Raw genomic sequence first — 22,816 nt, 5'->3', positions numbered from 1 at the left:
ACCCGCTTCGACGCGTGCGAACGCAGCAGCCCAAATCTCCAGTCGCCTACGGCTCGTTCCGATTTGGGCTGCTGCGGTACTAACTGAAGCGGACAATTGGCATGTTACCTACACCGGACAATTCAGAATGTTCTCGACATTCCCCTCATGACCAAATGGTTAACGCGACACCCCCTCCCCCAGGGCTGCGTAAACTGTGCTGGGCTTCACCGAGCCTTACTCGCCCTCACCACGATCTGCCCTCGCAACGAAAAAAGCGCCCCGCGATGCGAGGCGCTTTGTCGTTTCAACAGCCAGACGGCTTATTGGTCGAGGAAGCTGCGCAGCTTGCGCGAGCGGCTGGGGTGCTTCAGCTTGCGCAGCGCTTTGGCTTCGATCTGACGGATCCGTTCACGGGTCACGCTGAACTGCTGGCCCACTTCTTCCAGCGTGTGATCGGTGTTCATGCCGATGCCAAAGCGCATCCGCAGGACACGCTCTTCACGCGGTGTGAGCGAGGCGAGAACCCGTGTGGTGGTCTCTTTCAGATTTTCCTGGATCGCAGAGTCGAGCGGCAGAACGGCGTTCTTGTCCTCGATAAAATCGCCCAGCTGGCTGTCTTCCTCGTCCCCGATGGGGGTTTCGAGAGAGATCGGCTCCTTGGCGATCTTCATCACCTTGCGGACCTTCTCCAGCGGCATCTGCAGCTTTTCAGCCAATTCTTCCGGCGTCGGCTCGCGGCCGATTTCATGCAGCATCTGACGGCCGGTACGGACCAGCTTGTTGATCGTTTCGATCATATGGACCGGAATACGGATCGTGCGGGCCTGATCCGCGATGGAGCGCGTGATCGCCTGACGGATCCACCAGGTCGCATAGGTGGAGAATTTGTAGCCGCGACGGTATTCGAATTTGTCCACCGCCGTCATTAGGCCGATGTTGCATTCCTGGATGAGGTCGAGGAACTGCAAACCCCGGTTGGTGTATTTCTTCGCAATCGAAATCACGAGACGCAGGTTGGCCTCAACCATCTCTTTCTTGGCCTGACGGGCTTCTTTCTCGCCCTTTTGAACCTGCTGAACGATGCGGCGGAATTCCGAAATGTCCAAACCCACATACTGACCGACCTGCGCCATGTCGGCGCGCAGATCCTCGACCTTGTCAGACGAGCGGTCGATGAACATCTGCCAGCCGCGGCCAGGCTTTTCGCTCATCTCGGCCAACCAGTTCGGATCCAGTTCGCGGCCACGATAGGCTTCCACGAACTCGCGGCGGTTGATGCGCGCCTGATCGGCCAGTTTCACCATCGAGCTGTCGATGGACATCACCCGACGGTTGATCCCGTAGAGCTGATCGATAAGGGCTTCGATCCGGTTGTTGTGCAGGTGCAGCTCGTTCACGAGCTTCACAATCTCCGCCCGCAGCGCCTGATAATGCGCTTCGTCTTCTGCGGAGAAGGACCCATCTTCGTTAAGGGTCGCAGAGATACGGCTGTCCTGCATCTCGCTTAGTTGCGAATAGTCGGACGAGATCTGCTCCAGAGTGGTCAGCACCTTGTCCTTCAGCGCAGCTTCCATGGCTGCCAGGGACATGTTGGCCTGATCATCTTCGTCATCTTCATCGTCAGAGGCAATCGGGTTGCCATCGGCGTCCAATTCGGGGCCTGTGTCTTTTGCGGGCTTGTTGGCGGCAACCGCAGAGGTGTCGACCACAGGCTCGCTGACCTCGCCGTCCTCATCCAGCTGGTTGCCGAATGTGGCTTCCAGATCGATGACGTCGCGCAGAAGAATATCTTCGGACAGAAGTTCGTCGTGCCAGATGGTGATCGCTTGGAATGTCAGCGGGCTCTCGCAGAGCCCCTGGATCATCGTGTTGCGCCCGGCCTCGATCCGCTTCGCGATGGCGATTTCGCCCTCGCGGCTGAGCAGTTCGACAGAGCCCATTTCGCGCAGATACATGCGCACTGGGTCATCCGTGCGGTCCAGCTTCTCGGTCTGCGCACCGGCAACCGCAACCTCGCGGTTGCTGTCTGTGGTCACCAATTCGGTGGAGCCTTTGTTCTCCTCCTCCTCGGCTTCCTCATCTTCGATGATGTTGATCCCCATTTCCGAGAGCATCGACATCACGTCTTCGATCTGCTCCGAACTGACCTGATCCGGCGGCAGGACCTGATTGAGCTGATCGTAAGTGATGTAGCCTTTCTCACGCGCCTCAGCGATCATCTTCTTGACCTGAGCCTGGCTCATGTCGAGAGAGATTTCGGGCTCCTGATCATCAGGTTTGCGGTCGTCGGTATCTTTGGCGGCCATTCAATGCTCCTCGTAGGGGCTGGGGCGATTCGGTTTTGCGAATCATTATCGCAATCCGCTGATTCGTCACCCGGTTTACCCGTTTTTCTTTTGCTCTTCCTTAGCAAAACGACTCACTGAGGCTCAGCGGTCACTTCTTGGAATAGCCAATTCTCTCCAAAAGGGCTCCGAATGCATCACGCTCCTCACGATTGAGACGCGCCCCATTTTCACCCACATCATATTGCGCGCGATCTTCGTTTTCACTGCGCACAGCTTTGTTTCTCGCTTCAGCGGCTTGTCCCAAACGCCAGGTCACGGCCTCATCTGCCAAGCCGTCCAAATCCTCCCCGGCCTCAGCGATTTCGGCATCCAGACCCTGACTGGCCTCCAGTTTCGCGAATTCCTCAGCCAGTGTCAGACTGGCCGTTTCGACATCACCGGGTTTGCGCAGGCAAGGGACAATTGCCACATGGCGTAGCGCAAACAGGTTTTCAAGGGCATGGCTGCCTGCAGCGGCATTAATCTCGTCTCGCAGGCGCTCTGGGCTGGCGATTCCATGGCGCAGAACAAGATCACGCAGCAATGCATGATCGGACGCAGCGCAGGCCATCCGCTCCAGATTGGTTTCGAACTGCGCAATCACCTGCGGCGTGGTGATCACCGTCGCCAGGATTACAGCCTCGCGCACGCGGATAAGCGCCTCGTCGCTGCCCCCTGCCAGCAGCGAATTGCGGGTGCTTTCCAGCGGAACCGGCGGCGCATTTTTGCCCCGCCATGGCGCGCGGGCGCCGTCGCGAAAGCCGCCTTGTCTGCCAGGCCCGCCAGATCGGCCAGATCCCGATTTGACAAAGGTGGGCCCGCCGCGCCGGTTGGCGCCATCCTGCAAAGGTGCGGGCGGCTGACCGGCATCGAAGGGGGCGCCGCCATCATAGGCTGGCCCTGCATCGAAATCAGGCGAAAAGCCGGGATCAAAACCAGGATCAAAGCCCGTATCAAAACTGGGCGCATATCCGGGATCCCCGCCATAGTCTGGCATTGGCCCAGGATCGCCGCCCAGACCGGGTTCCGCCATCAGGGCGCCGCTGTCGTCTCGCGGGCGACCACCGCGGAACAGCTGCCAGCGCATATCCTGGATGTCTTCGCCATAGTGACGCCGGATGGAGGGGTCGCGGATCAGCCGGATCTTGTCACGCAGCGCCTTATCCAGCGCGGCCTTGCGCTCCGGGCTGTCAAACACGCGGCCCTCGGTTTCGCGCTGCCACAGCAGTTTCACCATCGGCATCGCATTGTCCAAAACAGCCTGAACGGCCTCGGGCCCTTCACCGCGGATCAGATCATCGGGGTCCTTGCCCTCCGGCATCAGCGCAAAGCGCAGCGATTTGCCTGCCTCCAGAAGGGGTAAGGCCAGATCAATCAGCCGCATCGCAGCACGCAGGCCCGCCTTGTCCCCGTCCAGGGCGATGATCGGCTCATCCGAAATCCGCCACAGCATGTGCAGCTGATTTTCAGTGATTGCAGTGCCGAGCGGCGCAACCGAAGCCGGAAATCCGCCCTCCGCCAACGCGATCACATCCATATATCCTTCGGCCACCAAGAGCTGCCCGGTCTTGCCCGATGCGGTGCGCGCGGGGCCATGATTGTAAAGGCTCCTGCCCTTATCAAACAGCGCCGTTTCCGGAGAGTTCAGATATTTTGCATTGTCGTTGGGATCCATCGCCCGCCCGCCAAAAGCGATGGCACGGCCGCGTGCGTCCCGGATCGGGAACATGATGCGATTGCGAAAGGTATCGTAGGGTTTGCCACCCTTGGCCGACGGTTTGGCCAAGCCAGCCCCAAGGATCAGATCCTCCGACACGCCTTTGCCCCGCAGCGCATCCCACAGGTTCTGCCAGCCATCTGGCGCAAACCCGATTTCCCAACGCTCCTGCGCCTCGGGCGACAGACCTCTGCGGGCGAGATAGCTGCGGGCCTCTTCGGCTGGGCGGGTTTTCAGTTGCATCCGGAAAAAGCGGACCGCCTGTTCCATCACCTCTGCCAATTGGCTGCGGTGGTCCTGCTTCTGTTGGGCCTTGGGATCACGCGCGGGCATTTCCATCCCGGCCTCTTGCGCCAGGATTTCCACGGCCTCCATGAAGCCGACGTTTTCGGTCTCCTGCACAAACTTCAGCGCGTCGCCTTTGGCGTGGCAGCCAAAGCAGTAATAGAACCCCTTGCGGTCATCGACGTGGAAACTGGCGGTTTTTTCGTGATGAAACGGACAGGGCGACCACATGTCCCCTTTGCCCTGGTTGGATTTGCGCTGGTCCCACATCACCTTGCGCCCGACCACTTGGGTCAGGCTGACACGGGTGCGCAATTCATCAAGAAAGCCGGGGGGCAGCGACATATCAGTTGCTCTGGAGCTGTTTCTTCATCTCTTGGATCTGATCCCAGTTGTCCAAGCATTGCTGTTCCAAGATAGCGCCAAAATCGGTCTTGCGTAGGTCGCGTTTGCGCAGGCCATAGATATGCGCGCTCAACTGTGGCAGGGCGTTGCTGTAGGCATCCGGCCAGGCAGGCTCTGCCGCCACGATGGTTTCCACCACGTCCTCTTGTTTTACCCCATCCAGACGCGCCTGCTGCACGGCAGACATCACCTGCCCCTGATAGCGGCAGCTGTCTTCCTTGCTGTCCTCGGCAAAGGCAGGCGCTGCGGACAGGACAACAGCAATTAGCGCATGACGGATCATGGATCGGGCTCCCGGAATCAGTTGGCGATCCCCAAAGACTACCCCCGTGCCGCGACAGCTTCCATCGCTGTTTTGAGATCATGCACAAGTGTCTGCGCCATCGAACGAAACACCATGATCTGAAACCTCTGTGTCCCCAGCCGCGTCACCGATGCCATCATATGGCGCAGATCGCAGCGTGCGGAATGCCCCCGTTTGAAGACAGAGGGCCGCAGGTCAATCGAACACAGTCGCGCCAGCACATCCTCGGCGCCCGGCCCCTCCAGCGCGACACAGGCCCAGCCATCGCTCTGATCCACCAGCGCCGCATGACCCGCCAGTTTGGGGTCTGCCGCTTGACCGATCAGCAACGCCTGATCCCGCCCGAACCACAACAGGCGCACCCCCTGCTTCGACTGGCTCCGATTGGCTGCGGGCCATCGCAACCCGTGGGTTTCGCTCATATCGGCCCTGACCTGATCCAGCTGCCCGGGATAGGGCGCAATCGACGTCACCTGCCCCAGTGCGAGTTCCGTTACCGTCAATGCCCCAATGCTCAGCGGCAACAGCCCATCACAGGGTGATTTTTCACGCAGCTCAACCACGGGCCCGCTCCCCTTCTGGATCAAAGAACACGGGGTCTGTGATCTCGCAGATCACATCCAACCCGGCTGTATGATCAACCACCCGGACGGGATCGCCGATGCGGTCCAATCCGTTGCTCACCAACGCAAGGCCAATCATGTGTCCCAGCGTCGGCGAATGCCCGACCGATGTCACGTAGCCCTGATCATTGATGCGCTCCACCGTGTCTTCGGGATCAAACACATGTGCGCCGGCGGTCAATTTCTGGTCTGCATCTCTTGGCTTCAACCCAACCAAACGGCCCCGGTTTTTGTCCACCAGTCCCGGTCGCGCCGCCATGACCTGCCCTACAAATGGCCGATCCGATTTCTGCATCCCCTCCATGCCCAGATCGTGCAGGCTGGCGGTGCCATTGATTTCCGCGTGGGTGAGAAAGCCCTTTTCCAGCCGCAGGACATTCAACGCCTCCATGCCGTAGGCGCCTCCGCCCAGGGCCTCTGCCTGCGCCACAAGCGCTGTGAACAGGCTTTCGCCATAGCGCGCGGGCACCGCAATTTCATAAGCCTCTTCGCCGGAGAACGAAATCCGGAACATCCGCGCCGCCACACCGCCGATCGATACGCGGCCGCAGGACATGAAGGGCCAGTCCGCAGCGTCAAAACCACCGTCCAACAACCCATCCAGCAGCGCGCGCGACTGGGGTCCCGCAACTGAGAACTGCGCCCATTGCTCGGTGACGGAGCTGATCCGAACCTGCCAATCCGGCTGCATCACCTGGGTGACAAACTCCAGATGCGCCATCACCTGCCCCGCTGCCGCGGTTGTAGTCGTCATCACATAGTGATCCGGAGCAAGGCAGGCGGTGGTGCCATCATCCATCACAAAGCCATCTTCGCGCAGCATCAGACCATATCGCACCCGACCGGGGGCCAGTTTGGCAAAACGATTGACATAGACAAAATCGAGCAGCTTTGCCGCATCCGGTCCCTGAATGTCGATCTTGCCCAGCGTGGAGACATCCGTCACGCCCACCGCCGAGCGCACATAGCCCACTTCGCGATCACAGGATTGGCGCCAGTTGCTTTCCCCCTGCTGCGGAAAGTAGGCCGCGCGGTACCACAGGCCCACCTCCATCATGGTGGCGCCGCGGTCCTCCGCCACCGCATGGGAGGTCAGCAAACGCCGGGGCGTATATCCCTGCCCCGTGGCCCCCGCCGCCATCGCACCCAGTGGAACGGGCACATAGGGTGGTCTGAAGGTGGTGGTTCCAGTCTGGGCAATGGTTTGCCCCGTGGCCTCTGCCAAGACCGCAAGCGCAAGCACATTTGAGCTTTTGCCCTGATCGGTGGCCATCCCCTGCGTGGTGTAGCGCTTCATATGCTCGACGGAGGCGAAGTTCTCTTGCGCCGCCTGGCAGATGTCTTTCACCGTGACATCGTTTTGAAAATCGACCCAGGCGCGCCCCTGCATCCACGCGAACCCACCAGAAGGCTTCCCATGGGCCCGGCTATGCGCAGGCACTGACCACAGCGGCGTTATCCGGTACGCATCTGTTTCAGACTGCGGCACATCAATGGCAACCGCCGTCTTGCCCAGCGCCTCCAGCGCACGTTGCGCCGCCTCTGCCCCATCCTGCAGCGCCTGCGCCGTAGTGAACAGGCCACGACAGGCCCCAACAGGCTCGAGTCCGGGCACCGCGCCAATGCTCCCCTCCGTCTGGGGCACAAAGGCCGCGATATCGCGCTGCCACCGGGGCCGCCCGTTTAGATGGCAGGTCAAGTGGAGCGTTGGGTTCCAGCCTCCGGACATCGCCAGGCAATCAGTCTGCAATTTCTCCTCGCCCGCAACAGACCGCAGGGTGATCGCATCCAGCCTACCGCGCCCAGAGCTGTTACAGACCTGCGCCCCGCGGATAACGCGAAACTCAGTGCTGGTTGGCGCGTCATGGCGACTGTCGATCACCGCAGCAACATGTACGCCTGCTGCCGTCAGATCGCGTGCAGTGCGATGGGCATCATCGTTGTTGCCAAACACCGACACCCGCTCGCCACAGGCCACGCCCCAACGGTTCAGATAGCTGCGCACCGCGCCGGCCATCATGATGCCGGGCCGGTCATTATTCGCAAACGCAATCGGACGTTCCAAAGCGCCAGCTGCAAGGATCGCGCGTTTGGCGACAATGCGCCAGAAACACGCCACTGGCGCAGAACTGCCGCGCCCATGGTGACGTTCCAACGCAGCATATGTGCCCTGATCATAAACACCTGTGACAGTGGTGCTGGGCATCCGGCGCACCGTGTCGTAGCTGTCCAATTCCGCAATAGTGCGATCAACCCACTGCTGCGCAGGCACCCCGTCGATCTGCTCTTGTTCGCTCTGCAACCGGCCTCCCGGCGTCAGATCCTCATCACACAGAATGACATCCGCGCCACCGCGCGCCGCCTGCAACGCCGCCATCAACCCTGCAGGACCACCCCCAATGACCAGAAGGTCACAATGGGCAAATGCCTTTTCATAGGTCGCATCATCCGGCGCCCCGGACAAAGCCCCAAGGCCCGCCGCCCGGCGGATCAACGGCTCGTAGAGCTTTTCCCAAAAGGACGCGGGCCACATAAAGGTCTTGTAGTAAAACCCCGCCCCCAGAAACGGCGCCGCGAGATCATTGATCGCCATCGCATCAAATTCAACCGAAGGCCAGCAATTCTGACTGCGCGCAACCAGCCCCTCCCGCAACGGCAGGGTGGTGGCGCGCACGTTGGGCTCCTGGGCGGCTCCCTCGCCCACAGTGACCAGGGCATTGGGCTCTTCGCTGCCAGCAGTCAGAATGCCGCGGGGCCGGTGGTATTTGAAGGACCGCCCCACAAGGTGGATGCCATTGGCCAAGAGCGACGCCGCCAGCGGTTCGCCCTCACGTCCCCGCAACACGCGACCATTGAAGGTAAAGGACACATCACGTGCATCCGCCACAGACCCGTAACCAGCAATGCGCATCACGTCCGCCCCGCTGTTGTCGCAGGCGTTTGACCCGCCAGTGGATCCAGCATCTGATGCGTGGTGGTGTCCCGGCGCAGTTTCACCCAGGCACCACAGCCCTGTTGATGATGCCACCATTCCTCCAATGGACCGGCCGGATTGTCGCGCAAATGTACATAAGCATGCCACTCAGCGGCGCTGGCTTCGGGCGCGGGCTGTGCAACGGCGGCACCTCGATAGGTAAATTCACGACGATCCCGTTCACCGCAGATCGGGCAGAGCAGTCTCATGACGCAGCCCCTTTCACCTTTCCAAAAATACTCATGCCACCCCTATCCGGCAGCTCAATGCAGATTGTGTTGCGCACCGGTGGCCTCCTCATCCATCAGGCCGTGGCCCGTTTCGAAACGATCCAGCCGGTAGGCTGCCGCCGCCTCATGGGGCCGGTCCGTGGCAATCAGATGTGCAAAACAATGGCCGGAGGCTGGGGTGGCCTTGAACCCGCCATAGCACCACCCGGCATTCAGATAGAGACCTTCGATGGGCGTCCGGTCGATGATTGGCGAGCCATCGGGCGTCATGTCCATGATACCGCCCCAGCTGCGCAGCAGACGCGCTTTGCCGATGGCAGGCAGCATCGCCACACAGGCCTCCATCGTATGTTCCACCATCGGCAAATTGCCCCGCGCCGCATAAGACGCATAGAGATCCAGATAGCTGCCAAACACCAAACCGCCCTTATCAGATTGGCTGATATAAAGATGCCCTTCGGCAAAGGTGATGACATGATCGATGATTGGCTTCAGCCCTTCGGACACGAAGGCCTGCAACACATGGCTTTCGATCGGCAGCGTCAGGCCCGCCATCGCCGCCACCTGACTGGAGCGGCCAGCGGCTGCCATAGCCACTTTTTTCGCGCGGATCGGGCCCCGCCGTGTCTCCACCCCGACCACCTGCCCCGCTTCGACACGGATGCCGGTGACTTCACAGTTCTGTATCAGATCCACACCGCGTTGATCCGCTCCACGCGCATAGCCCCAGGCGACAGCATCATGACGCGCCGTGCCCGCCCGACGCTGCAGCAGCGCGCCCTGGATCGGAAAGCGATTGTTGTCATAGTTCAGATCGGGCACCATGGCGCGCAGGCGATCACGGTAGAGGATTTCCGCATCGTCGCCCTGATTGATGATCGCATTGGCCCGGCGCACCGCAGCATCGCGCTGACCATCATTGTGGAACACATTCAAAATCCCACGTTGCGACATCATCGCGTTGTAGTTCAGCTCCTGCTCCAACCCTTCCCACAACTTCAGCGAATGGGAATAAAATTCAGAGTTGCCAGGCAGATAGTAGTTGGCGCGCACGATTGTGGTGTTGCGGCCAACATTGCCGCCGCCAAGATAGCCACGTTCCAACACGGCGATATTGGTCAGGCCGTGTTCCTTTGCCAGATAGTAGGCTGTCGCCAACCCATGGCCACCACCGCCGATGATCACGGCGTCATATTCGGCCTTTGGATCGGGGCTGCGCCAATGCGGGCCCCAGCCGCGATTGCCCGTCAGCCCCTCGCGCAGAATTCGCAATCCAGAAAATCGCATCTCCACCCTCTCCGTACCATAAGCCGCCCACCTCGGGTCCCTCGCCACATTGCCGAGAGCCCGCCGGTAGATGGCAATGTCAGCAGTCTGACCCGTTTTTGAACCATGTTCCAGCCCCAACCCAAGCAGCCGATTGCCGCTCGTTCTACGCCGTGGCAGTGGCAGGTCGGTCCATGGTCTGATCATTGTTGAGATGATGTTCAGCACACACCAGACACATGTGTCCAGTGTTTTTCATATGCATAGCCCAGCATACAGTTCCGCGGCCAACCAGGCGTACTGCCGCAACCGCGTCCAACGACCTGCGCGCGGTACAAAAAAGAGGCGGGATAAACCGCCTCTTCAATCGCTCAAAACCTTGCATGCTCAGCAAGCTGTCCGCAAACCGATCACAGCCCTTTGGCGTGATAGCTCTTGGCAACCTTGTCGATGGACACAAGATAGGCAGCTGTGCGCAGATCAGTGACATCATTGCGCCCATGCCAAACCTCACGCATCGACTGGTAGGCGGTACGCATGGTGTCATCCAGACCGGAGCGCACCAGTTCCAGCTCATCCGCGCCACGCAGATAACGCTCTTTGAAGGCCGGGTTGAGGCTCCAGGTGTTACCGAGGCTTTCCGACAGCGTTTCCAGCTCGTCGATGACCAATTGGTGGCGCGCCTCTTCCTGACGGCGCTGCATCCGGCCAAAGCGGATATGCGACAGGTTTTTGACCCATTCAAAATAGGACACGGTCACACCGCCTGCGTTGGCATACATGTCAGGAATGATCACGCAGCCTTTTTCGCGCAGAATGTCATCAGCACCGGCTGTCACCGGGCCATTCGCGGCCTCGATGATCAAGCGCGCTTTGACATTGGCTGCGTTGGACAGGTTGATAACCCCCTCCAGAGCCGCCGGGATCAGGATGTCACAATCCTCTTCCAGCAGGAGAGCGCCGTTTTCGACGTAGCGTGCACCCGGATACCCGGCCACGCCGCCATGTTCGCCGATCCACTGACGCACCGCGTCCACGTCCAGACCGCTTTCATCGATCAGGCCACCATCGCGTTCGATCACCGCGATCACTTTGGACCCGTCTTCGCCGGTCAGGAACTTCGCCGCATGGTATCCCACATTACCCAGCCCCTGGACGATCACCCGCTTGCCATCAAGGCTGCCCGTCAGGTTGGCTGCAGCCACATCCTCTGGGTTGCGGAAAAACTCCCGCAGAGCGTATTGCACGCCGCGGCCTGTGGCCTCGACCCGCCCGGCGATCCCGCCTGCGTTCAGCGGCTTGCCGGTCACACAGGCTTTGGCGTTGATGTCCGTGGTGTTCATCCGGGCATATTGGTCAGCGATCCAGGCCATTTCCCGTTCACCGGTGCCCATGTCTGGCGCCGGGACGTTTTGCGATGGGTTGATCAGATCGCGTTTTGCCAGTTCATAGGCAAAGCGACGGGTGATCAGCTCCAGTTCGTGCTCTTCGTACTGGCGAGGATCGATGCACAGCCCGCCCTTGGAGCCCCCAAACGGCGCCTCAACAAGCGCGCATTTGTAGGTCATCAACGCGGCAAGCGCCTCAACCTCGTCCTGGTTTACGCCCATTGCATACCGAATGCCGCCTTTGACGGGCTCCATATGCTCGGAATGGACCGACCGGTATCCCGTGAAGGTCTGAATATCGCCGCGCAGACGCACACCAAAACGAACGGTGTAGGTCGCATTGCAGACGCGAATTTTTTCTTCCAGTCCTGGCGGCAGATCCATCAGGGACACCGCCCTGTTGAACATCAGATCTACGCTCTCGCGGAAACTGGGTTCTGTTACGCTGCTCATCGGCCCTACTCCGTGTTCTACGACTCAAGTGCGATACTGTTTCTACAGTATGACTGGAGGGTTAAAGCTCTGCGACCTTTTTGACCATTCCCAACCAAAAAGAATCGAATTTTTCGCACTTAGGTTGCTTTGCAATTCGGCCGAATCCCTTTTGCGTCATCAGTTGTTTCAGGATTGAGAACAACACCCAAAGCGGCAGGCTGATTGCCCCATAAGCAGCAGACAATGCACCGGTTTTGAGCCCCTTTCCGCCCCATTTCCGCCATGTTTTTCGGGCATTAACCTCCCAGAAATTCCGTTTTCAGAAGGCGCTGCACCGGGGGGTCTGGCGACTGGGGGTTCACTGCAATGAGTGCGTTTGGTTCAAAACTTCTCTCTGCCGGACAGCGGGCAAAGCTGCTTGCCTCAACCGGGATCACAAATTTCGTCACCGACGAGTCCGGTGTCCTGCTGAAGCCCATGATCGGCTTCATGCTGTCCATGGTTGCCGTGGGCGGTATCGGAATCGATCTCATGCGGATGGAACGCGACCGGACCATTCTGCAATATACGCTCGACCGCGCCGTCCTTGCGGCCGCGGATCTGGACCAACAGCTGCCACCGGATGTGGTGGTGCAGGACTACCTGTCCAAAGCCGGATTGAACGAATACTACACGCCCCCCATCGCCGAAACCGGGATCGGGTTCAAACGCGTCAAGAGCACGATCGACACCACGTTTGAAACCCATATGTTGAACTTCTCCGGCGGCTCCGACATGCCGCTCTATGCCGCGTCGCAGGCGGAAGAGAGCATTGACGGGCTGGAAATCTCTCTCGTGCTCGACGTCTCTGGCTCAATGAACTCAAACAGTCGTTTGACCAACCTGAAATCAGCGGCGCGCGATTTCATCGACACAATGGTGGCAAACACCGCCGAAAACAAAATGTCGATTTCCGTGGTCCCCTATGCCACGCAGGTCAGCCTGCCTGAGGAACTGCTGGATCAATACAATGCCACCGAGGAGCATGAGTATTCAAATTGCGTGAACTTCACCGGCAGCCATTTCCAGACCACCGGACTGTCGCGCACCGAAAGCATTGACCGCACGATGCATTTCAGCCCCTGGGCCAACTATGACTACCGCCCATCGTCTGGGCTGGTGGAGTATCCGGTCTGTGATGATCGCGCGCACCGCGAAATTCTGCCGCTGCAAAAGGATGCCAGCACGCTCAAGAACTTCATCACCAATCTGCAGGCCTGGGGCAACACATCCATTGATGTGGGCATGAAATGGGGCACCATCCTGCTGGACCCCTCGGCCCAACCGGCAATTGCGGCCATCACCGGCAACAGCACCGGCAGCGTGCCACCGACATTTTCGAACCGTCCCTCCAGCTTCAATGATCCCGAAACCCTGAAGGTGATCGTGCTGATGACAGACGGTCAAAACACATCGCAATATTATGTCGAAAGCGATCACCGCGACGGCCTGTCGCCAGTGTTCTGGAACCCTGCGGCGTCCAGCAATCGCGCCCGCTATTCTTCCTACAATCCAGGCAACGATAGCTACTGGTGGGACAATATGAACCGCTGGGAAGACCATGCCTACGGCCAGGGAAGCTATCGGCTGTGCAATGGCTACAGCTGCTGGTGGCAGGACGAAGAGGGCGAGCCCTCCCAGGTGCAACAGTTGACCTACGGCGAGCTGTTCGCGCGCACCTCATTGAAACATCTCTACAAATACATCTTCGCCGATTGGATGGGCTGGAACTCCGCGCGCAGCGCCTGGTACTATGGTGTCTACGACTACTGGAACACCTCCACCAAAAATGCCCGCACCCGCGCCATCTGCGAGGCGGCAAAAGACAGCGGCATCGTGGTTTACACCATCGGGTTCGAAGCGCCCTCTGGCGGTGTCGCCGTGCTGAAAGACTGTGCCAGCTCCGATGGGCATTACTTCGATGTGAATGGTCTGGAAATCAGAGATGCTTTCGCCTCCATCGCGACGTCGATCCGTCAGCTGAGGCTGACCCAATGATACGCGCCGCCCTACAACGCAAATGGCATAAGGGGATCGCGGCCCTGCGGCGGTTCCGCGACCGCGAGGATGGCACCGCGACAGTGGAATTTGCCATTGTGATCCCGTCGTTCTTTTTCATCTTGATGAATACGGTGGAACTGGGGCTGATCACCATCCAGCAATCCATGCTGGAGCGCGCGCTGGACCAAACCGTACGTGAGCTGCGTCTGTCCACAGGGGCCGCGAAACAGCACAATGAAATTCGTGATGAGGTCTGTCAAAGATCTGGTTTCATCGATGATTGCGCGACATCACTGCGGCTCGAAATGGTGCAGGTCGACCCTTATGCCTGGACCCCAGTCAACCCGGAACCAGACTGTATCAACCGGGTCGAAGACGTGCAGCCCGTGCGCAATTTCATCAACGGCGATTCCAACGAATTGATGTTTATCCGCGCCTGCATGGCGTTCAATCCGGTCTTCCCGTTCTGGGGGCTGGCCTCGCATATGGACACCGATGCCGACGGGCGCTTGCGGATCTATGCCACGTCCGCCTTTGTTCAGGAGCCAAGATAAGCCATGCTGACATCTCTGCGCACCCTGTTTCGCCGGTACAGACGTGAAACCGATGGCTCTGTCTCGGTGGAATACGCCTTCTACATGCCCCTGTTGCTGGGCCTGTTTGCGGCCTTCTACACCTATTTCGATGCGTTTCGCCAGGAGGGTGTGAACCTGAAGGCTGCTTACACCATCTCTGACCTGATCTCCCGCGAAACCACGACTCTGAACGAAGAGTATATCGACAGCATGCATGAGCTGGCAAAGCTGCTCATTCGTGTGGATTCCAGCATTTCGCTGCGCATCTCGGTGATCCGTTGGGACGAGGATGATGACCGCTATTATGTCGATTGGTCCAAAGTGCGAGGCGGCGGCTTTTTTGAATGGCAGGACGCTACGATCAATCAGGTGAAGGACGACCTGCCGAACATGCCCGACCAAGAGCGTGTGATCCTGGTTGAAACCCGCAATGATATCGAGCCCGCATTCCGGGTTGGCCTGCCGAGCATGGACATTGATAACTTTGTTTTCACCCGCCCACGTTTTTCGCCACAGATACCGTTCGAAGGCCAAAACAACGGCGGCGGCAGCCACAATGACGGCACTGGATCGACCGACTAGATTTACCGGATCTGCCGTCCAACAACTGCCATGGCTGCGAGAAATCGCCGTGGCGGATCCTCACTCTGGGTGAAACACCCTGCCACCTAATCCGCGTTGGGCGGTAATGAGCCGGATTGGATTAGGCGCCGGAGCCACTTGCGCCCCCGGCGCTTCCATCACGCTGCGCGACCATGATTGCGAGAATTTCGGCCATGGTCTTGCTCTGTGCTGCGGGTGTGACGCCGCCAATGCCGATCCGCTGGCCATAACGCCACCAAAGACCCGGACGCCACCTGCGATCCGCCTTGTCGAAGGTGCGGATCAAGAACCCGTTTGACGGTTTGAATGCGAAAATTCCGCGGTCCACAGCCGCGATATCAGCGGTCTTGGCAATCAGCACACCGTCAGAGCAGCGCAACTCATCCTTTGTCAGCTCGATGCGGAACTCCGTCGCCTGCCACAGACGCAGCGCCAGCCACAGCGCAAAGCCACCGACCGCCACAAGGAACAGCAACCAATGCGGCGCGGGGGGCTGTGCCAGTGCCACATAGATCAGCATGGCGCCAACCACCGTCAACATGCCCGTCGCCATAACGCGTCTCGGCTGTGCGGCCTCTACGGTTGCCAGGATCTCGTCGCTCATTCACTCCGCCCTTTTGTTGTCGTCGCCGGTTTTGGCGCGCCTGCGGCCGGATGTAGCCTGAATGCCGCGCAACGCCTAGCCCCCAGTTGCGGCGCCGGGCTGATCTGCCACGGATGAACACAGATGGACCAGGTTGAACCAGGCGCTCTGAGCGGATGATGTGCAAGACTGCACATCGGTCGTGACCAGACGCGCCTTTGCCCCTTGCTGCTGTGCGCCTATGTCAGGGTCAGGCGCAGCAAGTGGAGAGCCCCATGTCGATCAGACCCATTCTGGAACACCGCCCCGCAAGCCCAACACTGGAGGGCGCAGGCGTCAAATTGCATCGCGCCTTTGGCTTTCAGGATCCCAGCGAGCTGGATCCCTTCCTGTTGTTTGATGACTTTCGCAACGACCGCCCGCAGGATTTCGAAGCCGGATTTCCCTGGCACCCGCATCGCGGCATCGAAACCATCACCTATGTGCTGGAAGGCACCGTCGCGCATGGTGACAGCCTCGGCAACATCGGCACGCTCGGCGCAGGTGACGTGCAATGGATGACAGCCGGATCCGGCATCCTGCATCAGGAAATGCCCAAGGGGAACGCCAAGGGCCAAATGCATGGGTTCCAACTGTGGGGCAACCTACCCGCCAGCCAGAAAATGACCGCACCACGGTATCAGGACATCACCGCACAGGATATTCCCGAGGTGATCGATGATGACGGCACCCGTGTCAAAGTGATCGTTGGCGAATTCTGGGGCAAGCGCGGGCCGGTCGATGGGATCGCGGCAGATCCGCAATATCTCGACATCTCAATCCCACCCGGTGTGACCAAAACCTTCAAGATTGACACGTATCGCCGTGCCTTTGCCTATGTGTTTGCGGGCCAAGGCGCGTTTGTGGATGCGGCCCCACCCCAGGGCGTCTTGCTCGAAAAAGAGGTTGCGGGCGAAGAAGTCCATATCCGCGATATGTCCGGGGACCGCACATTGGTGCGTTTTGGCACCGGAGAAGAGATCACAGTGCAAGCTGGCCCGGATGGGCTCCGTTTCTTGCTGATTTCTGGCGCGCCCATCGAAGAGCCGGTCGCCTGGCACGGCCCGATTGTGATGAACACCCAGGAAGAGCTGCAGCAGGCCTTCCGCGATCTGCGCAACGGCACATTCATCAAGCCCGCCCACTGAGTGGCGCGCAGCACCGTTGCAGGGGCAAATCACACAGAAAAAACAGTGGGGCGGCCATACCGCCGCTCCTCTCACACCGACGATGCGCCGCGCGTACTAGGCCTGAACTGATTTGCGCACCATGTCCCAGTAGATGCTCTCAACCTCTTCAAGCGACAGACGCCCGCCAGAGCGGTACCACGTCATCACACCGTTGAGCATGGCAATCACCGCCAGTGTCGCGATCTTGGGGTCCGGCACGTTTAACACCCCCAGCCGCACACCATCACGCAAAATCGATTGCAGCGCGTCTTCGTATTCCCGTCGCAGAGCTTCAATAGCGACGAAATTCTCCTCCGATAGGTTCCGCAATTCCATATAAGCAATAAAAACCGCATCCGGCCGCTCCAGGTGGAACCGGATGTGAAACCGGGTGAAAGCCTCGAGCCGTGCCATGACCTGCCCCGCTGCGTCCTGCCCGTCGCCACGATTGTCGCTGTCCTGGGCCCGCCAGGCCGCAAGCAATTCGGTCATATGCCCTTCCATCAGCGAAAACAGCAGGCTCTGTTTGTCCGGGGTGTAATTGTAAAGCGCACCCGCCTGCACCCCCACCGCCGAAGCGATCTGGCGCATCGATACGGCGGCATAGCCATGTTGCGCGAACAGCTGCAACGCAGCCGCGCGGATGCGGGGACCGGTGATATCGGAATGTGAACCTTGCGTACGTGCCATGGTTGAACCGTATCTGAACATACGTTCAGATAAAACCCCTCGCAACGCTGTTTTGGCTGCGCAGTCTTGCCTGTTCTGTCTGAGCTGTTCTGCTTGGCCTGTTCTGTCTGATCTGGGCTGTCTCGAGTGTGATGCCTTGTCTGATGACCAGATAATGTGCATCAAGAGGTCAGAAACCAAGGACAGATCAATGCCATTCAGCACAACAGACCGTTTGACCGCACCATCACCGCGCAAACTACCGCTGCTGGTGTTGGCCACGACGCTGGCGACGCTCGCGGTCGGATGTGTCCGGGTTCCCGAACTGGAAGACCAATTGACCAGTGACCTACGGGGATCGGCCTACCCCGATCTGGTCCCGTTGGACACCGCCTTGGCCACAACAGTGCCCCCACACCAACAAAGCACCGCAGTTGAGCAGTCGCTGACTGCCCGCGCCGCGGCGCTGCAACAGCGCGCTGACGCGCTGCGCGCGGCCACGCCGTAACCACAGCCATCACGCAGTCAAACAAACTGCAACAGTCCAAGCGCGTGCCCTCCTGCAAGAAATGGGCAGCAGGCGCTGACGCATGGGGTGGGTTCGCAGTCGCAATTCACCCCAAATTCCGCCAGATCCGATGGATTTGTCGTGACCCATCTGCCGCCGCCGTTGCACCCCTGCGCTGAACCCGCTAAGGCGAACAGGAATTATTGGGACACAGAGGGATCTCCAGCTATGACAAAACCGCTTCGCCTTGGTATTGCAGGTTTGGGCACGGTTGGCACCGGCGTGATTAAGATCATCCGCCGACAGGCAGCTCTGCTGGAGGCCCGTACCGGACGTACCATCACCATTTCCGCGGTCTCTGCGCGTGACGCGAGCAAGGACCGGGGCGTGCCGCTGGGTGATTATGCCTGGGAATCTGATCCCGTCGCTCTGGCAACCCGCGATGATATCGATGTCTTCGTGGAACTGATGGGCGGCCACGACGGCCCCGCCAAGGCCGCCACGGAAGCCGCGCTGGCCGCGGGCAAGGATGTGGTCACCGCCAACAAGGCGCTGTTGGCCATCCACGGTCAGGCACTTGCAGAACAGGCCGAAAGCGCAGGTCGCGTGATCCGCTTTGAGGCGGCGGTTGCCGGTGGCATCCCGGTGATCAAATCCCTGACCGAAGGCCTCGCCGGTAACGAGGTGACCCGCGTCATGGGCGTGATGAACGGCACCTGCAATTTCATTCTCACTCAGATGGAGGCCACCGGCCAGGGCTACAACGCGCTGTTCGAAGAATGCGAGCGCCTTGGCTATCTGGAAGCAGATCCCAATCTGGACGTCGGCGGCATCGACGCAGGCCACAAACTGGCCCTGCTGGCCTCAATCGCCTTTGGCACCAAACCGGCCTTTGACGATGTGAAACTGGAAGGCATTCAGCGCATCAGCCTGGATGATATCCGCCACGCCGCAGACATGGGCTTCCGGATCAAACTCCTGGGTGTGGCCCAACGCACTGCGCGCGGTCTGGAACAGCGTATGACCCCTTGCCTCGTGCCCGCAAATTCGCCCTTGGGGCAGTTGGAAGGCGGCACCAATATGGTTGTGATCGAAGGCGACGCTGTGGAGCAAATCGTTCTGCGCGGTCCAGGTGCCGGCGAAGGCCCGACCGCCAGCGCCGTGCTCGGCGACATCTGCGATATTGCCCGTGGCCTGCGTATTGCGACCTTTGGCCAGCCTGCCGATACATTGGCAGACAGCACACCAGCCCAGACCAGCCTGCCCGCGCCGCATTATCTTCGCATGGCGTTGCAGGACAAACCTGGCGCGCTGGCAAAAGTTGCAGCCGCGCTGGGCGATGCAGGCGTTTCGATCGACCGGATGCGCCAGTATGGCCATTCCGACCAGACCGCCCCGGTGCTGATCGTGACCCATAAATGCACCTCACAGGCGTTGCAGGCGGCATTGGACGCACTCGCGACCACCGATGTGGTCGAGGGCGATCCCGTTGCACTGCGCATCGAAGACCTCTGATGACTTTTTCGGCGAAACAGGGGGCAACCTTCCCCTGTTGACGCCATTGCCACTTGATTGCCCCTTGCCCGCGCGCCAGAGCGCGGGGTATGCGACAGGCAAGACACCGGATTGAGATAGGACCATGGCCATGACTTCACAGACCACCGACGCTGCCTTCAATGACCGCATGTTGTCGCTGGGCCTTGCCCGCGTCGCAGAACAGGCCGCGCTGGCCTCTGCGCCCCTGATCGGGCGTGGCGATGAAAAAGCCGCCGACCAGGCCGCCGTGAACGCCATGCGCGAACAGCTGAACCTGCTGGATATCGCAGGCGTGGTCGTCATCGGAGAAGGCGAGCGGGACGAGGCGCCGATGCTCTACATCGGTGAAGAAGTCGGCACAGGCAACGGCCCCGGCGTCGATATCGCGCTGGACCCGCTGGAGGGCACGACCCTCACGGCGAAAGACATGCCCAACGCGCTGACCGTGATTGCCATGGGTCCCCGCGGCTCCATGCTGCACGCGCCTGACACTTATATGGACAAGCTGGCGGTTGGCCCCGGCCTGCCCGAAGGCGTTGTCTCCCTCAATATGAGCCCACGCGAGCGGGTCGAAGCCCTGGCTGCGGCCAAAGGCTGCGCTGCCTCCGACATCACGGTCTGCATTCTGGAACGTCCGCGCCACGAAGCCATGATCGCAGAGGTCCGCGAAACCGGTGCATCCATCCGTCTGATCACCGATGGTGACGTCGCGGGCGTGATGCATTGCGCCGAAAGCGAAATCACCGGCATCGACATGTATATGGGCCAAGGTGGCGCCCCCGAAGGCGTGCTGGCAGCTGCCGCTCTGAAATGCATGGGTGGTCAGATCTTTGGTCGTTTGTTGTTCCGCAACGACGACGAAAAAGCCCGCGCCGCAAAAGCCGGGATCACCGATCTGGACCGGATCTACTCCCGTGATGAGATGGTCACCCAGGACGTGATCTTTGCGGCAACCGGCGTCACCGGCGGCTCGCTGCTGCCTGCGCTGAAACGCACACCAGGCTGGGTTGAGACCACCACATTGATCATGCGCTCCAAAACCGGGTCGGTCCGCCGCATGAGCTACCGCACACCGCTCAGCGCCCACCAGTAACACGATGGCGGCACGCGCAGCTGCAATCAGACCGGACATGAACGGATGGCCAGCGCCGCAGGGCGCTGTTGCCTGGTGTCGTGTCACGACCAAACACTGGTCCGCCTACCGCAGCTGCGCCGCCACCAAAAGGAGACCCGGCGCATGAGCTTTCTCGGTGTTGAAACCTCGCTCACCGGGCGGCGTTGGATTGGACCCGACCTGGAGATCGCGCGCGCCTCCGAAATGATGGAGCAGCAGGTCGGTCTGCCCCCTGCGGTCTGTCAGGTGCTCGCCCGCCGTGGCGTCCCTGCCCATGAAGCGCAGGGATTTTTGACCCCACAGCTGAAAGAACTGCTGCCCGATCCACGTCGGATGAAAGATATGGAAGCCGCTGCAGCGCGCTTCTTGGAGGCGGTTCAACACCGTCAGCGCATTGCCGTTTTTGCCGATTACGACGTTGACGGCGGCTCTTCTGCGGCGCTGCTGCTGGTCTGGCTGGCGCAGGTGGGCATCACCGCGACGCTTTATGTCCCTGATCGCATCGACGAAGGCTACGGCCCAAATGATGCAGCGATGGTGGCGCTGGCGCGGGACCACGACCTGATCGTCTGCGTTGACTGCGGAACCCTGTCCCACGGGCCCATCGCGGCGGCCAAAGGCGCTGATGTCATCGTGCTGGATCACCACCTGGGTGGTGAAACCCTGCCCGATTGCGTGGCGGTGGTGAACCCGAACCGTCAGGATGAAACCGGCGATCTCGGCTATTTCTGTGCGGCTGGCGTGGTGTTCCTGATGCTGGTGGAACTGCGCCGTCAGATGCGGGACAAGGGGTTGGGGACTGGCCCTGACCTGATGGCACTGTTGGATCTGGTGGCGCTGGCAACGGTGGCGGATGTGGCGCCGCTGATTGGGGCCAATCGCGCATTGGTGCGCCAGGGATTGAAAGTCATGGCCGCGCGGCAGCGGCCGGGTCTGGTGGCCTTGGCCGATGTGTCGCGCATGGATTCGGCGCCATCCACCTATCACCTCGGCTTTCTGCTGGGCCCGCGGGTCAATGCCGGGGGCCGCATCGGCAAGGCGGATCTGGGCGCGCGCCTGCTTGCCACGCAAAACCCGGCCGAGGCCGAGGCGATTGCCGCCCGCCTGGATGAGCTGAACACCGAACGCCGCGACATTGAAAACGCCGTGCGCGCCGCCGCTCTCGAACAGGCCGAAGAGCGCGGGTTTGACGCACCGCTGGTCTGGGCCGCGGGCGAAGGCTGGCACCCCGGTGTCGTCGGCATCGTGGCGTCCCGTCTGAAAGAGGCAACCGGCAGGCCCGCAGTGGTCATCGGCCTCGATGGGGATGAGGGCAAAGGATCGGGCCGCTCCGTAAGCGGGATTGATCTTGGAGCCTCGATCCAGCGCGTCGCAGCCGAAGGTCTGTTGATCAAAGGGGGCGGTCACAAAATGGCGGCTGGCCTAACAGTTGCGCGTGACCAGTTGGAACCAGCCATGGCGCGCCTGGCGGAGCTGCTCGCCAAACAGGGCGCCGCAGATCTGGGTCCCGCAGATCTGAAGCTGGATGGGATGCTGATGCCCGGGGCTGCCACCGTGCCGCTGATCGAACAAATCGAAGAGGCAGGTCCGTTCGGCGCAGGCGCGCCAGCACCACGCTATGGCTTTCCCGATCTGCAGGTCAAATTTGCCAAACGCATCGGTGAAACCCACCTCAAACTCTCGCTGAGCGATGGGCTGAGCAGCGGCATCGACGCGATTTGTTTTGGTGCCTTCGACAGCGCCATCGGTCCCCGTCTCTTGGATCATGGCGGGGCGCGCTTCCATTTCGCAGGCCGGTTGGAGATCAACACCTGGGGCGGACGCCAATCCGTTCAATTGCGCCTAGAAGACGCCGCAGAAGCCTGATCCGCCTGTTGTGGCGTCCCTGCGTGTGCCACGCAGCGCCTCTGAAAACCCCCAGCGCGCCGCACAAAACCATCCGCGAATAAATTTGCCGAAACTGCATTTTTTCGCTTGCGGCGCGCAGCGTCAGACACTAAACACCGCTCACATCAAGAGTGGCCCGTTCGTCTATCGGTTAGGA

18 protein-coding genes are annotated in these 22,816 nt (G+C 60.3%); 8 read left to right on the top strand and 10 right to left on the bottom strand.

What is annotated here, in order from left to right; translation table 11 throughout:
* Positions 1 to 302 precede the first annotated feature (302 nt).
* From rpoD to Q0C28_RS02665, 8 genes are all read right to left on the bottom strand, one after another.
* Positions 303 to 2,288, bottom strand: coding sequence for an RNA polymerase sigma factor RpoD (gene rpoD, locus Q0C28_RS02700; protein WP_293573109.1), 1,986 nt, complete (start codon positions 2,286 to 2,288; stop codon positions 303 to 305).
* 130 nt (positions 2,289 to 2,418) lie between these two features.
* Positions 2,419 to 4,656, bottom strand: a complete 2,238-nt coding sequence (gene dnaG / locus Q0C28_RS02695; protein WP_293573108.1) for a DNA primase — start codon at positions 4,654 to 4,656, stop codon at positions 2,419 to 2,421.
* Position 4,657: 1 nt separating this feature from the next.
* Positions 4,658 to 4,999, bottom strand: a complete 342-nt coding sequence (locus Q0C28_RS02690) for a hypothetical protein (RefSeq protein ID WP_293573107.1) — start codon at positions 4,997 to 4,999, stop codon at positions 4,658 to 4,660.
* Positions 5,000 to 5,037: 38 nt separating this feature from the next.
* Positions 5,038 to 5,583, bottom strand: coding sequence for a sarcosine oxidase subunit gamma (locus Q0C28_RS02685; RefSeq protein WP_293573106.1), 546 nt, complete (start codon positions 5,581 to 5,583; stop codon positions 5,038 to 5,040).
* On the bottom strand, positions 5,576 to 8,554 hold the full coding sequence (locus Q0C28_RS02680; protein WP_293573105.1) for a sarcosine oxidase subunit alpha family protein: 2,979 nt from the start codon (positions 8,552 to 8,554) through the stop codon (positions 5,576 to 5,578). The genes Q0C28_RS02685 and Q0C28_RS02680 overlap by 8 nt, the downstream gene beginning before the upstream one ends.
* Positions 8,554 to 8,826, bottom strand: a complete 273-nt coding sequence (locus Q0C28_RS02675) for a sarcosine oxidase subunit delta (protein ID WP_293573104.1) — start codon at positions 8,824 to 8,826, stop codon at positions 8,554 to 8,556. Before Q0C28_RS02675 ends, Q0C28_RS02680 begins: the two co-directional genes overlap by 1 nt.
* A gap of 54 nt (positions 8,827 to 8,880) precedes the next feature.
* Positions 8,881 to 10,134 (bottom strand): sarcosine oxidase subunit beta family protein, encoded by a 1,254-nt coding sequence (locus Q0C28_RS02670; RefSeq protein ID WP_293573103.1) that lies wholly within the window; start codon positions 10,132 to 10,134, stop codon positions 8,881 to 8,883.
* Positions 10,135 to 10,523: 389 nt separating this feature from the next.
* The gene (locus tag Q0C28_RS02665) at positions 10,524 to 11,954 is read right to left on the bottom strand and encodes a Glu/Leu/Phe/Val dehydrogenase (RefSeq protein WP_293573102.1); all 1,431 of its coding nucleotides are present in this window, start codon (positions 11,952 to 11,954) and stop codon (positions 10,524 to 10,526) included.
* A gap of 348 nt (positions 11,955 to 12,302) precedes the next feature.
* On the opposite strand from Q0C28_RS02665, the gene Q0C28_RS02660 reads away from it, so the two are divergent.
* From Q0C28_RS02660 to Q0C28_RS02650, 3 genes are read left to right on the top strand one after another with little or no spacing between them, the layout of a single operon-like run.
* Positions 12,303 to 13,973 (top strand): pilus assembly protein TadG-related protein, encoded by a 1,671-nt coding sequence (locus tag Q0C28_RS02660; protein ID WP_293573101.1) that lies wholly within the window; start codon positions 12,303 to 12,305, stop codon positions 13,971 to 13,973.
* Positions 13,970 to 14,530: a TadE family protein gene (locus Q0C28_RS02655; protein ID WP_293573100.1), complete on the top strand. Its 561-nt coding sequence runs from the start codon at positions 13,970 to 13,972 to the stop codon at positions 14,528 to 14,530. The genes Q0C28_RS02660 and Q0C28_RS02655 overlap by 4 nt, the downstream gene beginning before the upstream one ends.
* Before the next feature lie 3 nt (positions 14,531 to 14,533).
* A complete protein-coding gene (locus Q0C28_RS02650; protein ID WP_293573099.1) occupies positions 14,534 to 15,133 on the top strand; it encodes a pilus assembly protein in 600 nt (199 codons plus the stop codon).
* A gap of 121 nt (positions 15,134 to 15,254) precedes the next feature.
* On the opposite strand, the gene Q0C28_RS02645 is transcribed toward Q0C28_RS02650, so the two are convergent.
* On the bottom strand, positions 15,255 to 15,758 hold the full coding sequence (locus tag Q0C28_RS02645) for a hypothetical protein (RefSeq protein WP_293573098.1): 504 nt from the start codon (positions 15,756 to 15,758) through the stop codon (positions 15,255 to 15,257).
* A gap of 254 nt (positions 15,759 to 16,012) precedes the next feature.
* On the opposite strand from Q0C28_RS02645, the gene Q0C28_RS02640 reads away from it, so the two are divergent.
* Positions 16,013 to 16,924, top strand: a complete 912-nt coding sequence (locus Q0C28_RS02640; protein WP_293573097.1) for a pirin family protein — start codon at positions 16,013 to 16,015, stop codon at positions 16,922 to 16,924.
* A gap of 96 nt (positions 16,925 to 17,020) precedes the next feature.
* Here Q0C28_RS02640 and Q0C28_RS02635 read toward each other — a convergent pair whose 3' ends face one another.
* Complete coding sequence (locus Q0C28_RS02635; RefSeq protein ID WP_293573096.1) at positions 17,021 to 17,635, bottom strand: TetR/AcrR family transcriptional regulator; 615 nt, start codon at positions 17,633 to 17,635, stop codon at positions 17,021 to 17,023.
* A gap of 190 nt (positions 17,636 to 17,825) precedes the next feature.
* Here Q0C28_RS02635 and Q0C28_RS02630 point away from each other — a divergent pair, with 190 nt between their 5' ends.
* From Q0C28_RS02630 to recJ, 4 genes are all read left to right on the top strand, one after another.
* The gene (locus Q0C28_RS02630; protein WP_293573095.1) at positions 17,826 to 18,122 is read left to right on the top strand and encodes a hypothetical protein; all 297 of its coding nucleotides are present in this window, start codon (positions 17,826 to 17,828) and stop codon (positions 18,120 to 18,122) included.
* A 228-nt stretch (positions 18,123 to 18,350) separates the two neighbouring features.
* On the top strand, positions 18,351 to 19,637 hold the full coding sequence (locus tag Q0C28_RS02625; RefSeq protein ID WP_293573094.1) for a homoserine dehydrogenase: 1,287 nt from the start codon (positions 18,351 to 18,353) through the stop codon (positions 19,635 to 19,637).
* Positions 19,638 to 19,767: 130 nt separating this feature from the next.
* On the top strand, positions 19,768 to 20,751 hold the full coding sequence (gene glpX, locus Q0C28_RS02620) for a class II fructose-bisphosphatase (RefSeq protein ID WP_293573093.1): 984 nt from the start codon (positions 19,768 to 19,770) through the stop codon (positions 20,749 to 20,751).
* A 144-nt stretch (positions 20,752 to 20,895) separates the two neighbouring features.
* Positions 20,896 to 22,638, top strand: coding sequence for a single-stranded-DNA-specific exonuclease RecJ (gene recJ, locus Q0C28_RS02615; protein WP_293573092.1), 1,743 nt, complete (start codon positions 20,896 to 20,898; stop codon positions 22,636 to 22,638).
* Positions 22,639 to 22,816 lie beyond the last annotated feature (178 nt).

This window comes from Phaeobacter sp., from assembly GCF_022825805.1.
Classification (GTDB): domain Bacteria; phylum Pseudomonadota; class Alphaproteobacteria; order Rhodobacterales; family Rhodobacteraceae; genus Phaeobacter.
The sequence above is the reverse complement of the archived record's forward strand: the minus strand, read 5'-3'. Positions and strand labels throughout refer to the sequence as shown.

Excerpts from the sequence above, each read along its gene's own strand:
- rpoD (WP_293573109.1), bottom strand. The coding sequence starts at position 2,288 with ATGGCCGCCAAAGATACCGACGACCGCAAACCTGATGATCAGGAGCCC.
- dnaG (WP_293573108.1), bottom strand. The coding sequence starts at position 4,656 with ATGTCGCTGCCCCCCGGCTTTCTTGATGAATTGCGCACCCGTGTCAGC.
- Q0C28_RS02690 (WP_293573107.1), bottom strand. The coding sequence starts at position 4,999 with ATGATCCGTCATGCGCTAATTGCTGTTGTCCTGTCCGCAGCGCCTGCC.
- Q0C28_RS02680 (WP_293573105.1), bottom strand. The coding sequence starts at position 8,554 with ATGCGCATTGCTGGTTACGGGTCTGTGGCGGATGCACGTGATGTGTCC.
- Q0C28_RS02675 (WP_293573104.1), bottom strand. The coding sequence starts at position 8,826 with ATGAGACTGCTCTGCCCGATCTGCGGTGAACGGGATCGTCGTGAATTT.
- Q0C28_RS02670 (WP_293573103.1), bottom strand. The coding sequence starts at position 10,134 with ATGCGATTTTCTGGATTGCGAATTCTGCGCGAGGGGCTGACGGGCAAT.
- Q0C28_RS02665 (WP_293573102.1), bottom strand. The coding sequence starts at position 11,954 with ATGAGCAGCGTAACAGAACCCAGTTTCCGCGAGAGCGTAGATCTGATG.
- Q0C28_RS02660 (WP_293573101.1), top strand. The coding sequence starts at position 12,303 with ATGAGTGCGTTTGGTTCAAAACTTCTCTCTGCCGGACAGCGGGCAAAG.
- Q0C28_RS02655 (WP_293573100.1), top strand. The coding sequence starts at position 13,970 with ATGATACGCGCCGCCCTACAACGCAAATGGCATAAGGGGATCGCGGCC.
- Q0C28_RS02650 (WP_293573099.1), top strand. The coding sequence starts at position 14,534 with ATGCTGACATCTCTGCGCACCCTGTTTCGCCGGTACAGACGTGAAACC.
- Q0C28_RS02645 (WP_293573098.1), bottom strand. The coding sequence starts at position 15,758 with ATGAGCGACGAGATCCTGGCAACCGTAGAGGCCGCACAGCCGAGACGC.
- Q0C28_RS02640 (WP_293573097.1), top strand. The coding sequence starts at position 16,013 with ATGTCGATCAGACCCATTCTGGAACACCGCCCCGCAAGCCCAACACTG.
- Q0C28_RS02635 (WP_293573096.1), bottom strand. The coding sequence starts at position 17,635 with ATGGCACGTACGCAAGGTTCACATTCCGATATCACCGGTCCCCGCATC.
- Q0C28_RS02630 (WP_293573095.1), top strand. The coding sequence starts at position 17,826 with ATGCCATTCAGCACAACAGACCGTTTGACCGCACCATCACCGCGCAAA.
- Q0C28_RS02625 (WP_293573094.1), top strand. The coding sequence starts at position 18,351 with ATGACAAAACCGCTTCGCCTTGGTATTGCAGGTTTGGGCACGGTTGGC.
- glpX (WP_293573093.1), top strand. The coding sequence starts at position 19,768 with ATGACTTCACAGACCACCGACGCTGCCTTCAATGACCGCATGTTGTCG.
- recJ (WP_293573092.1), top strand. The coding sequence starts at position 20,896 with ATGAGCTTTCTCGGTGTTGAAACCTCGCTCACCGGGCGGCGTTGGATT.